This is a genomic window from Campylobacter sp. CCS1377 (assembly GCF_040008265.1).
In the GTDB taxonomy this organism is placed as follows: domain Bacteria; phylum Campylobacterota; class Campylobacteria; order Campylobacterales; family Campylobacteraceae; genus Campylobacter_D.
The window spans coordinates 1700711-1717574 of sequence record NZ_CP155620.1 but is presented as its reverse complement, the minus strand read 5'-3'; the positions used below and the strand labels follow the sequence as shown (position 1 = coordinate 1717574).

Genomic DNA, 16864 nt, shown 5'->3' with positions numbered 1-16864 from the left:
ATGAATTTACAAAAAGCAGCAGGATCAACTCATAAAACTAAAAGAATAGGTCGCGGACAAGGTAGTGGTATGGGCAAAACCTCTACCAAAGGTGGCAAAGGACAAACTGCAAGAAAAGGTTATAATGAAAAAAGAGGTTTTGAAGGTGGACAACAACCACTTCAAAGAAGATTGCCAAAAGTAGGTTTTACTTCAAAAATTTTGAAACCTTATGTGATTAATGTTGAAAAAATTACAGCCGTAAAAGAACTTAGTGAAATTACTCTTGAGAGCATAAAAAGTGTGCATAAAATTTCAAAGGCTGTTAGTAAAATCAAGCTAATTGGCGTAAGCGCAAAAGATTTAGCTTCTAAAATCAAAGACGAGAATATCAGCGTTACTGGAACAAAATAATGAATAAGGCATTAGTAAATAAAATCCTTATTACTCTAGCCTTTTTGTTGGCATATCGGGTATTAGCTTATGTAAGCGTACCCGGTGTGGATACTGGAGTTATTGCGGATTTTTTTAACAAACAGAGCAATAATGCTTTTGGTTTGTTTAATATGTTTAGTGGTGGTGCAGCTGAGAGATTTTCTATCATTGCTTTAGGCATTATGCCTTATATTACTGCTTCTATCATCATGGAATTGCTCGCTGCAACTTTCCCAAATATCGGCAAAATGAAAAAAGAACGCGACGGTATGCAAAAATATATGCAAATCATTCGTTATGCAACTATAGTTATAACTTTAGTGCAAAGTATAGGTGTAGCCATTGGACTTCAAAGTCTTTCAGGATCAACGGGCGGTAGTGCTATTGTTATCGAAGATATGAATGTTTTTATTGCCATTTCTGCTATTTCTATGCTTGGCGGAACCATGCTTTTGATGTGGATAGGTGAGCAAATCACACAAAGAGGTGTGGGTAATGGTATTTCTTTGATTATTTTTGCGGGTATTGTTTCAGGTATTCCTGCGGCAATTAGCGGAACTGTTGATCTTATCAACTCAGGCGAGATGAATTTCTTAGTAGCTTTTGCGATTTTATTGATTATCTTACTCACTATTGGGGTGATTATTTATGTAGAACTTGGTGAAAGAAGAATTCCTATTTCTTACTCACGCAAAGTTGTAATGCAAAATCAAAATAAACGCATTATGAATTATATTCCTATTAAGCTAAATTTGAGTGGAGTTATTCCCCCAATTTTTGCAAGTGCGATTTTAATGTTTCCAGCTACTATTTTACAAGCTAGTAATAATCAATATTTAAAAATCATCAACGACTATCTTAGTCCAAATGGTTATTTATTTCATATTTTAACTTTCTTGTTTGTGATTTTCTTTGCATATTTTTATGCTTCTATTGTGTTTAATGCTAAAGATATTTCTGAAAATCTTAAAAAACAAGGCGGTTTTATCCCTGGAATTCGTCCAGGAGAAGGCACAGCAAATTATCTTAATGAAATTGCTTCGCGCTTGACTCTATCTGGATCGATTTATCTAGGACTTGTGGCGACTTTGCCTTGGGTTTTAGTGAAATTTATGGGTGTGCCATTTTATTTTGGCGGAACTTCAGTGTTGATTGTAGTGCAAGTGGCACTTGATACTATGAGAAAAATTGAAGCCCAAATTTATATGAGTAAATATCAAACTTTAAGCGCGGTAGGTTTATAGAACCTTTCAATTCAATGCAAAAATTTAAGCAAGGAATTTTAAAATTTTTTCTTTTCTTGCTTGTTTTTGCTTATTTTAGAAAAATTATTTTTTTAGATTTGTCTAAAAATAATGATTTAGGTCAAATGGCTATTTTATCACATAGAAATGGCGCCATTGATGGTTTTTTATACGCTTTTATTTTCCCCAAAATTCAATTTTTACTAGCCAGAAATTTAAGACGCAGTTTTTTAGGAAAAATCTTCTTTCAAGGTATTGAAATTACAAGAGAAAAAGATAAAGAAAGGGCGTTGCAACAAGGTTTAAAAGTAAAAGAAAATGATAATTTTAGCGCCTTAAAACAATGCTTAAATTTGATGCAAAGAGGCAGTACTTTAGGGATATTCCCAGAAGGCACAAGTGCTTTAAATCCCAAGCATTTAAAATTTGCCAATGGAGCTTCTAAAATAGCGTATTTAATGTTGCAAAAAAATGCTTTAGAAATCACGCCTTTAAGTATCTTTTATGATGATCCTACTCAAATGGGTTCTAAAGTTTTTATTGTTAAAGGAAAGAATTTAAAATTTGATCATATTCAAGATAAGGAAATTTTATATACTCAAATTAGCACCGCTTTAGAAAATATACTGATAGAATTTAAAGATGAAAAAGAACAAGAAAATTGTGAGAAGATAGCTATTTTTTCTTCTTTGTATAAAGATGAATTATATTTAAAAGTATTGAAAAATTCTAAAATTTCAAAATTACAAGAAAAATTGAAGTCTTATGAAATCAAAAGCTCTAAAGCTTTTTTGTATAAAAATTGTGCCATTTTTCCTAAGTCTTTTTTGCTCAGCCTTTGGGTATTTTTCATAACAGCAATTATTGTAATACCTACTTTTTTGTTTAATTTGCCTATTTTTCTAAGTTCTTTTATAGCAGCAAAATTTTCTAAAGAAAAACATACCATAAGCCTTTATAAAATTTTATCAGGGACAAGTGCTTTTGTGATTTTTTATATGGCTTTAGCTTTATTTTTTCCGCTTATAGCTTTTTTGTGTTGCATTTTTAGTTTGTGGGGTTTTCATCTTTATGGGGCTTTTAAAAAGCATGGAATTTTTTTGCTTAATGCTTTATTTTTTAACAAATTAAAGCGAGACTATGATGATTTGCAAGAAGAGATTAATGAGTATTTTAAAAACCAAAATTCAGCTTTTTGAATTTTTGTGGTTTTGCTTTTTTGGTATTATGTTTATAAGGCTTATTTCCAACGCATTTTTTAGCATTTATACTTTAGTCATTATGGGTTATTTGGTAATTAGTTTTGCACTTTTCTTTCTTAAAAACTATCGTTTGAAATTTGGTATTTATGTGCTTTTTATGAATAGCATTTTTACTTTGCTAAGAGAAATATCACCTTTAATAAATATGGATAAAAAAGATTCTTATCTTGCTTTAATTGATGCTTTTATTTTGGGAGATATTAAAAATCTATCTTTATTTTTAGAAAATTTTTCTAATATTTATTTGACAGAGCTTTTAAGTATTGCTTATTTACTTTTTATGGTACAACTTGCATTTTATTTCGTCTTTTATCTTTGCGCAGATGAAAAAATTTCAAAAGCCTTTTATAATGGAATCTTAAGCTTTTATGCCATTGGGTTTTTAGGATATATTTTTGTTCCAGCCATAGGGCCTTATTTTTATTATGCGAGTGAATTTAAAAATTCGCTGAGTGGGTTTTTCTTTAGAGATTTTTTAGATAAAGCTTATCCAATTTTTAGTAATTTTAGTGATGTTTTTCCAAGTTTGCATTGCGGAATTTCTTTATTTATTTTGCTTTTTTTGCAATATTTTAATAAAAAACATTTTTATTTTTGGCTCATTCCTTGTATTTTACTTTGGTTTTCTACAATTTATTTGCGTTATCATTATTTGATCGATTGTGTTGTTGGTTTTGTTTTGGCATACTTTTTTTATCAACTTGCAAAAAGGACTTTTAATGCAAATTTTAAAATTCAGCGATGAAAAAGCTACAAATTTAGAGCTTTGTGGAGGCAAGGGGGCAAATTTAGCTAAGCTTACAAGAGCAGGTTTTAAAGTGCCTCAAGGTTTTATCATTAGTGTAAAAGCTTATGGGAAATTCATAGAAAATGACGAAAATATCAAAAATTTAATTGAAAATTTTGGTTATATTTTTGATTATCAAGATTTAGACAAATTAGAAAAACAAAGCAAAATTTTAAGAGAGGCTTTTTTAGAGCTTGATTTTGGCTCGGAATTTTTAAAAGAATTTGATGAAAATTTAAAAGAATTTGATGAAAATACGGCTTTTAGTGTGCGTTCTTCTTCTACAATGGAAGATTTAAATTCTGCAGCTTTTGCAGGAGCTCACGATACTTTTTTAAATATTTATGGCAGAGATGAAATTTTAAAATATATCAAGCATTGTTTTGCTTCTTTATGGCAAAGTCGTGCCATTTTATACCGCGAAGAAAAAAACTTTTTTCAAAACGAAGCTTGTATGGCTGTTGTGGTGCAAAAAATGGTAAATGCGGATTTTGCAGGAGTTAGCTTTTCTATCAATCCTGTCAAAAACCGTAATGATGAAATTTTAATCAATGCAAATTATGGTTTGGGTGAAAGTGTGGTAAATGGCGAATTTGAGGTGGATGAGTATTGTGTTTCAAAGAGTGATTTTTCTTTGCGTTCTAGTCATATAGCCACGAAAGAATTTTGTATTATTCAAGATAAATTTGGCACAAAAGAAGAAAAAATAAGTAAAGAAAGGCAAAACATTCCCTGTCTTAGCGAGGAAAAGCTAAAACAAATTGCAAAGTTAAATTGCGATGTGGAAAAATATTATGCTTTTGCACAAGATATAGAATGGGCCATAGAAAAAGATGAGCTTTATTTGCTTCAAGCAAGAGCAATCACGACTTTAGCAGAGAGATGGACGCGCGATGAGTCAGCAGAGCGTTATCCAAATGTGATTACACCTTTTACTTGGGATTATGTAGATAAAGCTTTTCACATCTCTTTGGAATATTCTTTTGAAATGATGAATTTGCCGAGCTTTAAAGGCAAATGGTTCGCAAGTTTTAACAATTATATCTATGGCAATCAAAATGCAGTTTGGCTTTATATGCAAAGCGGAAATTTAGGTATAGATTTTAAAAATTTAGATACAGCATTAGAGCAAATTTTACAAAAATATCCTCATATTTATGATTTACCAAAGCAATGGATGAGAGATTTGGATGATTATTTAAAAGGGATAGGGAGTTTAGAAAATAAAATGTTGTTAAATGATGAACAAGCTTTTGATTTTTTAGATGAAGTTGTAAATCTTGGCACAATATATTTTCGTCCAAATATCGCTATATCCGTAACTCAAAGCTTGCTTTATAGGATTTTAAAAACATTTTTAGAAAAATTAGTAGGGGAAAAATCGGGCTTTTATTTTGATATTTTAACGCGTTTTGATGAGAGCAAAACGGCGCAAGTAAATGAAGATTTACTTACTTTAGCAGAATTTATAGTCAAAGATCCATTTTTAAAGAGTGAATTTGAAAAATATAATTCGCAAGAGCTTGAAGAAAAAATGTTTAATTATAAAGTTTTAAGGCAGAAATTTTGGAGCTTTTTGGCTCATCACGGACACAGAGAAATAGATTTTGATCCTTATCATCCTACTTGGAGCGAAGCACCTAGTGTAGTTCTTGATAATATTAAGCTTTTATTAAATAGCGATTTTGAAAAGCTTGCAAATGAAAAACTTCACAAGAAAAAATTATATTTTAATACTAAAAATGAGCTTTTTGCATTGTTACCAAAGCAGTGGCATTTTGGCTTTGATGAGCTTTTAAATTTGGTAAAAACCTATACGCTTTTAGATGATTTGGAGCACTATGAAACAACGCGTTTGAGTATTTTAGTGAGAAAAGCTACCAAGGCTATAGGCGAGTATTTTGTAAAACTAGGCATTATAAAAGATCCTTTAGATGTGTTTTTTACTCATATGCAGACAATTTTAGATTATAAAGAAGGTAAAATAACAAGCCAAATGGTGCGTTTAGAGATAGAAAAAGAAAAAGTACAGTATCTTGAAAATTCTAAAAAAATCCCAGCTTGGAATTTGGGTGAAGAAGATGAGGTTCTTGAAGGCGACAGCGAGGTTTTAGAAGGTGTAGCAGGAAGTATGGGAGTTGCTATAGGAGAAGTTTATTTAGTGCATTCTAAAGATGATTTCGCTACTTTTCCAAAAGATGCGATTTTGGTTGCACGCACAACCAATCCAGCTTGGACGCCACTTTTTTACTCCGCAAAAGGCGTGATCACAGAAAGCGGAGGAGCTTTATCGCATGGAGCGGTTACCGCAAGAGAGATGAAACTTCCTGCAGTAATGAGCATAAGAAATGCAATGCAAATTCTTAAAAACGGTATGCAAGTTAAAATAGATGGCAATAAGGGAAAAGTGTATATTTTAGATTGAATTAAAATGAGTAGAAAACGGTTTATTTTTTAAAATCAATACAAAGTTTTTCCGAGTTTGTATAGTATTTATAAGTTTAAGATACAATGCTTGAATATTGAAATTTAGGATATTAAATGAGATTTTCTAGCTATTTTTTAAAAATTTTATTACCTTTTGTTTGTATAGGTTTTTTGGGTGCGAATATGAACGCAAAGCAAAGTGATCCAGAGGGTGAATTTTATTTATTAGAAGGTAAAATTGGACAGGATAAGCTTTTATTGTATTTAGAAATGCAAAAAACCGCTAAAGATTACTATACTATAAATGCTAAATTTTCAGATTCTGATTCGTATTTTATGGGGCAAATTTGGGAGCAAAATCTCAGCTTTGTTTTAAATGAAGAGAATGAAATAAAAAAAATCACAGGTAGTGTGAAATTTGATAAAAATCACTTCCCTATTTTAGAAACAAAAATTGATGAAAAAAAAGTTAATTTTTTGCCTTCAACACATAGACTTAATACTCTAAAATTTGCAAGAATAGAATTTAAAGAAAAGAAAAACATTGAAGATCAGTTTGGGCAAAGAGAGATTACTTATAAATTGGAAGATGAGATGTTTTTTATTCCAAAATCTTTAATAAACACACAAGCAAGGGAAAAAATCAACGATATTATAGCCTTAGGATCTAAAGATTTTAAACATTTAAAACAAAAAATTCAAGAAAAGCATAATGAACAAAGAGCTAAAGAATGGGATAAGCTTTCTTTTAATACAGAATACGCTAGATATTTTGGGGTGGATTATTTAGATGACAAAATTTTAAGTTTTAAAATCACAAATTATCAATATTTTGGTGGCGCGCATGGAAATGTCAATATAAGCCCCTTGAGTTTTTCTTTAAAAGATGGCAGTATTTTGTCCAACAAAAGCGAGGATTTGTTTAAAGATGTAAGCGATCCTGCTTTGCTGGATTTGATTTTACAAGCTTTAGTAAAGTATGACAAAGGCGAGGATGCAGCAAGATTTTTAGAATGGGGCGGTGAAAGCAGAAAAAATATTTCTCTACCGTCAGAATTTTACTTGAATGAGAAAGGAATTAAATTCATTTGGCAGCCATACGAAATCGCATCTTATGCTGAAGGATTCATCAGCGTTGTTTTGGATTTTGATTCTTTGAAACCCTTTGTAAAAGAAAATTCGGTTTATAGATATTTGTTTGAAAAATAATTGATTTTTTCTAATGATTGTAGTGTGAGTTAATATATATTGGAGTACAATACCAAAAAATTTATTTTTTGGAGCTTAAAATGCATTTAAAATTCGGAATTTCAACTAGATTATATTTGGGTTTTCTTTTGTTGATGGTTGCTATGTTGATAGTGGCTTTTTTCAGTATTATAAAAATCAAATTTTTGGATAATACCTTAACTACGGCTACAGGAGAGAATGCATTAGTTTCGCGTCAAGCTATTAATTATCGTGGTAGCATTCATGACCGTTCTATTTTAATAAGAGATATAATATTAATAAAAGATCCTAAAGATTTGGAGTATACTTTAAATCAAATTAAAAAATTGGAGCAAGATTATTTTGTTGCAGAAGAAAAGTTGGCAGAAATTTTAGCTCAAGGCAATGTGAGTAAAGAAGTAAAAATAATGGTTGAGGATATCGCTAAAATAAAGTTGTTGACAACTCAAACTTATGCAAAGATTATTGATTATATAGTAAATCAAAAAGATATTGAATCTGCTAGAGAGTTATTGCTAACTTCGGCTAGAGACCAGTTTATTTTATGGTTGGCTCAAACAAATAAATTAATTGATTATGAAGAGTTGGCAAATCAGCGTCTTACTGAATCTGCTCTAAATGAAACCAGATCATTTGAATTCACAATGATTGTTATAATAGCTATAGCTTTAATTTTTTCTATAATTATTGCTTATTTCATTGTGCGCTATATCAAACAATCCGTAGGTGGAGAGCCAAGAGTTGTAAATGATATTATTACGGAAGTGGCTAATGGAAATTTAACTCAAAAAATTCATACAAATTACAATCAAAGTATTCTTTATGCGGTTTCAAAGATGCAGGAGCAGCTTCGTGGTATTGTTTATAAGGTAATGCTAATAGTAGAAGAGTTAAATTCTAAAGCTGATTTGGTAGCCGAGCGTATTAATGAAACAGAAAAATCAGTTTTATTTCAAGGACAAACTTCCAAAGAATCTGTTTTTAAAATTAGAGAAATCAGTCAAAAAACAAAAAACATTTCGCAAAATGCTTCAGAAACAGAGCAGAATTCAAAAAACACCACTGAAGTTTGTCAAAATAATAAAAAATCAGCAGAAGATACAGCATCACAGATGGAATATATAGCTAATAATTCTTCGCAAGTTTCAGAGCAAATTGCTTTATTGCGCGAACATACAAAAAATATTGATACAAGTACAGATTTGATTAGTGAAATAACAGATCAGACAAATTTGTTAGCTTTAAATGCAGCTATTGAAGCAGCAAGGGCTGGTGATGTAGGAAGGGGCTTTGCTGTCGTTGCGGATGAAATTCGTAAACTTGCTGAAAAAACAGGAGGTGCTACAGATCAAATTGCAATCATTAATAAAAAAATTCAAGAAGAAACCATAGCTACTGTAAAGATGATTGAAGAATCCATTCCGCTCATTGCTCAAGGAAAAAATTTAAGTGAAGGAATGCTTGATAGTGTTGAGCTTATTTATAAACAAGCCAATGATAGCCTTTTGAAAGCACGTGATGTGAATAAAGAAATTGCAGAGCAAGTAGAACTTATGAATGAAATTGAAGAAAAAATTATTTTGGTATCCGATATATCAGAAAAAACCCAAAAAGAAGTAAGTCAAAATAAAGATGCAATGAATGAGCTTAAAGTAATTTCTAATACTTTGAAAAAAGAGATTGAAATTTTTAGACTATAAAAACTTGGTAATTTTAAGTTTTTCATAGATATTGTAATAAATCTAGTATAAAAATTCTAGATTTATTATTTCTATATACAAGTTAAACAAATCAATTTAATATAGATATAAACCATTTCAATTTCCATCTTTCAAAAATTCAAATCATTTCTTTATTTAAAACCCTTCCAAATTCTTATTTTATTTTTATATATTTTAATAATAATTTAAGCAAAACTAGCTATACTTTCATTTCCTTTTCTAAAAAAGGACCTAAACAAAGTAATTAAAAGCCTTTTTACTTTTATTTATGTTGAGTTTTTGTATTGTTCTTTAAAATTAATATTGTTGTTTCAAATCTTATAGTCAATCTTTGAAATCTAAATAAGTGATCGATTGAGCCAGAAAGATTTATTTTAAATCTTAATCAATTATAAAACTTTTTCTTTGAAGAAAAAGATTAAACTATCTATAAGAGCGATAAGGTTTATCTCTTTAATAATAATCTAATATCTATTTATTAGGTTTGGCAGGGTAAGCCTTTAGCTTGCTTCTTAGTTAAGGCTTTGCCTTAACGCTAAAGAATGTTTATTATGGAGAGTTTGATCCTGGCTCAGAGTGAACGCTGGCGGCGTGCCTAATACATGCAAGTCGAACGATGAAGCTTTTAGCTTGCTAGAAGTGGATTAGTGGCGCACGGGTGAGTAAGGTATAGTTAATCTGCCCTACACAAGAGGACAACAGTTGGAAACGACTGCTAATACTCTATACTCCTGCTTAACACAAGTTGAGTAGGGAAAGTTTTTTCGGTGTAGGATGAGACTATATAGTATCAGCTAGTTGGTGAGGTAATGGCTCACCAAGGCTATGACGCTTAACTGGTCTGAGAGGATGATCAGTCACACTGGAACTGAGACACGGTCCAGACTCCTACGGGAGGCAGCAGTAGGGAATATTGCGCAATGGGCGAAAGCCTGACGCAGCAACGCCGCGTGGAGGATGACACTTTTCGGAGCGTAAACTCCTTTTCTTAGGGAAGAATTCTGACGGTACCTAAGGAATAAGCACCGGCTAACTCCGTGCCAGCAGCCGCGGTAATACGGAGGGTGCAAGCGTTACTCGGAATCACTGGGCGTAAAGGGCGCGTAGGCGGATTATCAAGTCTCTTGTGAAATCTAATGGCTTAACCATTAAACTGCTTGGGAAACTGATAGTCTAGAGTGAGGGAGAGGCAGATGGAATTGGTGGTGTAGGGGTAAAATCCGTAGATATCACCAAGAATACCCATTGCGAAGGCGATCTGCTGGAACTCAACTGACGCTAAGGCGCGAAAGCGTGGGGAGCAAACAGGATTAGATACCCTGGTAGTCCACGCCCTAAACGATGTACACTAGTTGTTGGGGTGCTAGTCATCTCAGTAATGCAGCTAACGCATTAAGTGTACCGCCTGGGGAGTACGGTCGCAAGATTAAAACTCAAAGGAATAGACGGGGACCCGCACAAGCGGTGGAGCATGTGGTTTAATTCGAAGATACGCGAAGAACCTTACCTGGGCTTGATATCCTAAGAACCTTATAGAGATATGAGGGTGCTAGCTTGCTAGAACTTAGAGACAGGTGCTGCACGGCTGTCGTCAGCTCGTGTCGTGAGATGTTGGGTTAAGTCCCGCAACGAGCGCAACCCACGTATTTAGTTGCTAACGGTTCGGCCGAGCACTCTAAATAGACTGCCTTCGTAAGGAGGAGGAAGGTGTGGACGACGTCAAGTCATCATGGCCCTTATGCCCAGGGCGACACACGTGCTACAATGGCATATACAATGAGACGCAATACCGCGAGGTGGAGCAAATCTATAAAATATGTCCCAGTTCGGATTGTTCTCTGCAACTCGAGAGCATGAAGCCGGAATCGCTAGTAATCGTAGATCAGCCATGCTACGGTGAATACGTTCCCGGGTCTTGTACTCACCGCCCGTCACACCATGGGAGTTGATTTCACTCGAAGCCGGAATACTAAACTAGTTACCGTCCACAGTGGAATCAGCGACTGGGGTGAAGTCGTAACAAGGTAACCGTAGGAGAACCTGCGGTTGGATCACCTCCTTTCTAGAGTACAAAGTAATAAGTCTCACAACTATTACTTCAATATAGACTCAATCATCCTTGTTTAGATTTCAAAGATTGATGAAAAAGCTAATTGTTTATGGGGAATTAGCTCAGCTGGGAGAGCGCCTGCTTTGCACGCAGGAGGTCAGCGGTTCGATCCCGCTATTCTCCACCATAAAAGGGCCTATAGCTCAGCTGGTTAGAGTGCACCCCTGATAAGGGTGAGGTCACAAGTTCAAGTCTTGTTAGGCCCACCATAGTAATCAATCTTAGAAGAATGAATAAGATTTGAAGTAAAGCTTTAAAATCTAAAGTAAGTATATGATTTATTTTATATACTTCCTTTAGGTTTTAAGCCTAAAAGTTCTTTATAATTATTATTGTTAAGAGTCACAAGCAAGTTTTAATAAAAACAATTTTACAGGACTTGTTAAAGGATGAAACTCAACTATCTTTTCTTTAGTAATAAAACTAGAGACAAGTTTCAAACTCACAGCTTATTTAGATATTAATTATATTAGTATTTATAAGTGTTTGAATGCTTTCCGTCTTAAGATAGCAAAGTCTTATCATAAAAACTTTAACAAGGAAGTGATGCGTTTTAGAATCAATAAAAAGGTAAAAAAGGTAAGCTACTAAGAGCGAATGGTGGATGCCTTGACTGGTAAAGGCGATGAAGGACGTACTAGACTGCGATAAGCTACGGGGAGCTGTCAAGAAGCTTTGATCCGTAGATTTCCGAATGGGGCAACCCAATGTATAGAGATATACATTACCTAATAAGGAGCGAACGAGGGGAATTGAAACATCTTAGTACCCTCAGGAAAAGAAATCAATAGAGATTGCGTCAGTAGCGGCGAGCGAAAGCGCAAGAGGGCAAACCCAGTGCTTGCACTGGGGGTTGTAGGACTGCAATGTGCAAGAGGTGAGTTTAGCAGAACATTCTGGAAAGTATAGCCATAGAGGGTGATAGTCCCGTATGCGAAAAACAAACCTTAGCTAGCAGTATCCTGAGTAGGGCGGGACACGAGAAATCCTGTCTGAAGCTGGGTCGACCACGATCCAACCCTAAATACTAATACCAGATCGATAGTGCACAAGTACCGTGAGGGAAAGGTGAAAAGAACTGAGGTGATCAGAGTGAAATAGAACCTGAAACCATTTGCTTACAATCATTCAGAGCCCTATGTAGCAATACAGGGTGATGGACTGCCTTTTGCATAATGAGCCTGCGAGTTGTGGTGTCTGGCGAGGTTAAGCACACGCGAAGCCGTAGCGAAAGCGAGTCTGAATAGGGCGCTTAGTCAGATGCTGCAGACCCGAAACGAAGTGATCTATCCATGAGCAAGTTGAAGCTAGTGTAAGAACTAGTGGAGGACTGAACCCATAGGCGTTGAAAAGCCCCGGGATGACTTGTGGATAGGGGTGAAAGGCCAATCAAACTTCGTGATAGCTGGTTCTCTCCGAAATATATTTAGGTATAGCGTTGTGTCGTAATATAAGGGGGTAGAGCACTGAATGGGCTAGGGCATACACCAATGTACCAAACCCTATCAAACTCCGAATACCTTATATGTAATCACAGCAGTCAGGCGGCGAGTGATAAAATCCGTCGTCAAGAGGGAAACAACCCAGACTACCAGCTAAGGTCCCTAAATCTTACTTAAGTGGAAAACGATGTGAAGTTACTTAAACAACCAGGAGGTTGGCTTAGAAGCAGCCATCCTTTAAAGAAAGCGTAATAGCTCACTGGTCTAGTGATTTTGCGCGGAAAATATAACGGGGCTAAAGTAAGTACCGAAGCTGTAGGCTTGACTTTGTCAAGCGGTAGGAGAGCGTTCTATTTGCGTCGAAGGTATACCGGTAAGGAGTGCTGGAGCGAATAGAAGTGAGCATGCAGGCATGAGTAGCGATAATTAATGTGAGAATCATTAACGCCGTAAACCCAAGGTTTCCTACGCGATGCTCGTCATCGTAGGGTTAGTCGGGTCCTAAGTCGAGTCCGAAAGGGGTAGACGATGGCAAATTGGTTAATATTCCAATACCAACATTAGTGTGCGATGGAAGGACGCTTAGGGCTAAGCATTGCTAGCGGATGGAAGTGCTAGTCGAAAGTTGTAGGTGCTTATACAGGAAAATCCGTGTAAGAATACACCGAGAACCTATAGGCTTTTTGAAGTCTTCGGATGGATAAGAGTAATGCTGATGCCGTCGAGCCAAGAAAAGTTTCTAAGTTTAGCTAATGTTGCCCGTACCGTAAACCGACACAGGTGGGTGGGATGAGTATTCTAAGGCGCGTGGAAGAACTCTCTTTAAGGAACTCTGCAAAATAGCACCGTATCTTCGGTATAAGGTGTGGTTCGCTTCGTATTAGGATTTACTCCGAAAGCGAAGAAACTTACAACAAAGAGTCCCTCCCGACTGTTTACCAAAAACACAGCACTCTGCTAACTCGTAAGAGGATGTATAGGGTGTGACGCCTGCCCGGTGCTCGAAGGTTAATTGATGGGGTTAGCATTAGCGAAGCTCTTGATCGAAGCCCGAGTAAACGGCGGCCGTAACTATAACGGTCCTAAGGTAGCGAAATTCCTTGTCGGTTAAATACCGACCTGCATGAATGGCGTAACGAGATGGGAGCTGTCTCAAAGAGGGATCCAGTGAAATTGTAGTGGAGGTGAAAATTCCTCCTACCCGCGGCAAGACGGAAAGACCCCGTGGACCTTTACTACAGCTTGACACTGCTATCTGGATAAGAATGTGCAGGATAGGTGGGAGGCTTTGAGTATATGACGCCAGTTGTATATGAGCCATTGTTGAGATACCACTCTTTCTTATTTGGGTAGCTAACCAGCTTGAGTTATCCTCAAGTGGGACAATGTCTGGTGGGTAGTTTGACTGGGGCGGTCGCCTCCCAAATAATAACGGAGGCTTACAAAGGTTGGCTCAGAACGGTTGGAAATCGTTCGTAGAGTATAAAGGTATAAGCCAGCTTAACTGCAAGACATACAAGTCAAGCAGAGACGAAAGTCGGTCTTAGTGATCCGGTGGTTCTGTGTGGAAGGGCCATCGCTCAAAGGATAAAAGGTACCCCGGGGATAACAGGCTGATCTCCCCCAAGAGCTCACATCGACGGGGAGGTTTGGCACCTCGATGTCGGCTCATCGCATCCTGGGGCTGGAGCAGGTCCCAAGGGTATGGCTGTTCGCCATTTAAAGCGGTACGCGAGCTGGGTTCAGAACGTCGTGAGACAGTTCGGTCCCTATCTGCCGTGGGCGTAAGAAGATTGAAGAGATTTGACCCTAGTACGAGAGGACCGGGTTGAACAAACCACTGGTGTAGCTGTTGTTCTGCCAAGAGCATCGCAGCGTAGCTAAGTTTGGAAAGGATAAACGCTGAAAGCATCTAAGCGTGAAGCCAACTCTAAGATGAATCTTCTCTAAGCTCTCTAGAAGACTACTAGTTTGATAGGCTGGGTGTGTAATGGATGAAAGTCCTTTAGCTGACCAGTACTAATAGAGCGTTTGGCTTATCTTTAATAAAGCATCACTTCCTTGTTAAGGTTTTTAGTAAAGCTTTGAATAACAATAATCATTCAAAGTGATATGGAAATCTTGCAAGTAGGGTTTATATTAGAACTTGCTCTTAACATTGTTTTTTAAGTATTCTAAGACTAAAGGCTTATCGAGAAGAAAGATAAGATTTAAAAAGTAAAAGAAGAAAGAATAAACAAGATAAATAAAAAAATAAAAGCTTTATTCTTAAGTTAAATCCTTCAAAGAATATTTAAATAACAATGTCCGTGATTATACAGATGTGGAAACGCCTTGCTCCATCCCGAACCAAGAAGCTAAGCACATCGTGGGTGATGATACTACGCCTTACTGGCAGGGGGAAAGTAGCTCATTGCGGACTTGTTAATTCTTATTCTTACTTACTACTTAGTTTAATTCTTGAATTAGTTTATTCTTTTTATTGGTTTCCAAAGTTTATTTTTATATGTTATTTAGTTATTTCTTATGGTTTAGATTTGTATTGTTGGTTATTGAATTATTCTAATGGCTTATTTGATGGGTTGGATTTGGGGATTTAGTCATTTTAACTTTAAAATGTTTATAGTGAGTTTGATAAATTTGGTTTTTTATGTGTTTCTTTATAGGAATTTTAGTTCTTATATTTAGTTTTTATTAGATTATAATATATGGTTATTGTGTGGATTGGATTTACACTTAAAATTGATTTGTTTGTGTGTAAACAAGATTGGTATGAAAAAAATTATAAAAAATATAATGGGTAATATATGGAAAAATTTGTTGAAAGATTGATTAAAGAAGATGGTAAGTTTGAACAAGATGCAAATAATGGCTTGAGTAATATAAATATATTTGAGGCTTTGGGTGTTGAAGAAAAAGAAAATTATCATTCAAAATTTATAGCTTATTTGATTGATGTGAATAAAGGGCATTACCAAAAAAATTTTGCAAAAGAGTTTTTGGAAAAACTTAGCAAAAGTTTAGCAAATACCAAATTTGAAAATTTAAATATAGGGGATATAAAAAGTGTAGAAACAGAATCTTGTATTAAAGATAATAGAAGGGTAGATATTTTAATAACATTAAGTGACAAGAGATATATTATAATAGAAAATAAAATTTATGCAAAAGATCAAAAAAATCAATTGAAAGATTATATTAGTTTTGTAAGAAAAAATATCAAAAATATAGAAGATTGTTATAAAAATATTTTAACTATATATTTACATCAAGATGAGTATACTAGTCCTAGTGATTATAGTTTGGGAAGTTTTATTATAAGAGAAAATTGGATTAAAGATAAAAATGAAAACAATATTTGTCATTATTTGAAGATAGATTATATATGGATTAAAGAGTGGATTGATGAGTGTATAAAAACATATGAAGAAAAACTAACCAAAGATCAAAAATTTGTTCTCGATATACAAAACATTATTTTTACTCTCAATCAATATAGAAATATTTTGCAATGGTATATAACAAACGAGTATATTCAAAGAGATGATGTGTTGAAATTTATTTTTCAAGATAATGTAAAAATGCAAAATTTAAAGAATGTTATGGTTTTATATAGATATAACAAAAACAAATCAGAGCTTAAAAATTTAAATGAGCAAGATTATAAAAAAGCTAAAGTTATCATCCAACATAAATGGAATAGTATCTGTGAATACATAATAGAAGAATTTTTTGATAATTTTGAATATATGGAAATTAAAATAGGTGATATAACTTTTATTGGTAACAAAATAGAAGAAAATCGTGTCAATCATGGTGTGTTTATGTTTTATCCTAAATCTTACAAAGACGAAAGTTTATACCCTTGTATATATTTATATTTTAAAAAAAGTTACTACAATACTGTTGGTTTGACATTTGAAATTTCAAATGATAATGATGAAGATATAGAAAATGAAAAATATCAAGAATGTTTAAAATTATTTAAAGATATAAAAGAAGAAAATGTTAGAAAATATCAAAACCACTATTATTGCGATAAATTAATAAATAATGAAAAACTAGAAGGAGAATATGCTTTTATTTATTGGTTGATTGAAAGTCAAAATTTTACAAAAGATTTTATTAAAATTTTAAATGATTTTTTTAATAAAAATCTTATACAACAAGCATATAAAGATATTGATGATATATTAAATTCTAAAATATAGCTTTTATAAAAGTAAA

General features: G+C 34.1%; 8 protein-coding genes, 2 tRNA genes and 3 rRNA genes. All 13 read left to right on the top strand.

Annotated elements, in window-relative coordinates:
- Entirely contained in the window at window positions 1–393 is a 393-nt protein-coding gene (rplO, locus tag AAH949_RS08635; RefSeq protein ID WP_134238838.1) for a 50S ribosomal protein L15, read from the top strand.
- A complete protein-coding gene (gene secY, locus AAH949_RS08630) occupies window positions 393–1658 on the top strand; it encodes a preprotein translocase subunit SecY (protein WP_134238839.1) in 1266 nt (421 codons plus the stop codon). Before rplO ends, secY begins: the two co-directional genes overlap by 1 nt.
- Before the next feature lie 14 nt (window positions 1659–1672).
- Window positions 1673–2857, top strand: a complete 1185-nt coding sequence (locus AAH949_RS08625) for a 1-acyl-sn-glycerol-3-phosphate acyltransferase (RefSeq protein ID WP_348518522.1) — start codon at window positions 1673–1675, stop codon at window positions 2855–2857.
- Window positions 2823–3665, top strand: coding sequence for a phosphatase PAP2 family protein (locus AAH949_RS08620; protein ID WP_348518521.1), 843 nt, complete (start codon window positions 2823–2825; stop codon window positions 3663–3665). The genes AAH949_RS08625 and AAH949_RS08620 overlap by 35 nt, the downstream gene beginning before the upstream one ends.
- On the top strand, window positions 3640–6132 hold the full coding sequence (locus AAH949_RS08615) for a PEP/pyruvate-binding domain-containing protein (protein ID WP_348518520.1): 2493 nt from the start codon (window positions 3640–3642) through the stop codon (window positions 6130–6132). Before AAH949_RS08620 ends, AAH949_RS08615 begins: the two co-directional genes overlap by 26 nt.
- 116 nt (window positions 6133–6248) lie before the next feature.
- The gene (locus AAH949_RS08610) at window positions 6249–7343 is read left to right on the top strand and encodes a DUF3298 domain-containing protein (RefSeq protein WP_348518519.1); all 1095 of its coding nucleotides are present in this window, start codon (window positions 6249–6251) and stop codon (window positions 7341–7343) included.
- 80 nt (window positions 7344–7423) lie between these two features.
- Complete coding sequence (locus tag AAH949_RS08605; RefSeq protein WP_348518518.1) at window positions 7424–9064, top strand: methyl-accepting chemotaxis protein; 1641 nt, start codon at window positions 7424–7426, stop codon at window positions 9062–9064.
- Between the two features lie 569 nt (window positions 9065–9633).
- Window positions 9634–11147 (top strand): 16S ribosomal RNA (locus AAH949_RS08600).
- 99 nt (window positions 11148–11246) lie between these two features.
- Window positions 11247–11322: transfer RNA gene (locus AAH949_RS08595), tRNA-Ala, on the top strand.
- Between the two features lie 5 nt (window positions 11323–11327).
- A tRNA-Ile gene (locus tag AAH949_RS08590) sits at window positions 11328–11404 on the top strand.
- Between the two features lie 368 nt (window positions 11405–11772).
- Window positions 11773–14681 (top strand): 23S ribosomal RNA (locus AAH949_RS08585).
- 261 nt (window positions 14682–14942) lie between these two features.
- Window positions 14943–15059 (top strand): 5S ribosomal RNA (rrf, locus tag AAH949_RS08580).
- The 16S, 23S and 5S rRNA genes sit together here with 2 tRNA genes alongside, the layout of an rRNA operon.
- 385 nt (window positions 15060–15444) lie before the next feature.
- On the top strand, window positions 15445–16848 hold the full coding sequence (locus AAH949_RS08575; RefSeq protein WP_348518517.1) for a PD-(D/E)XK nuclease family protein: 1404 nt from the start codon (window positions 15445–15447) through the stop codon (window positions 16846–16848).
- Window positions 16849–16864 lie beyond the last annotated feature (16 nt).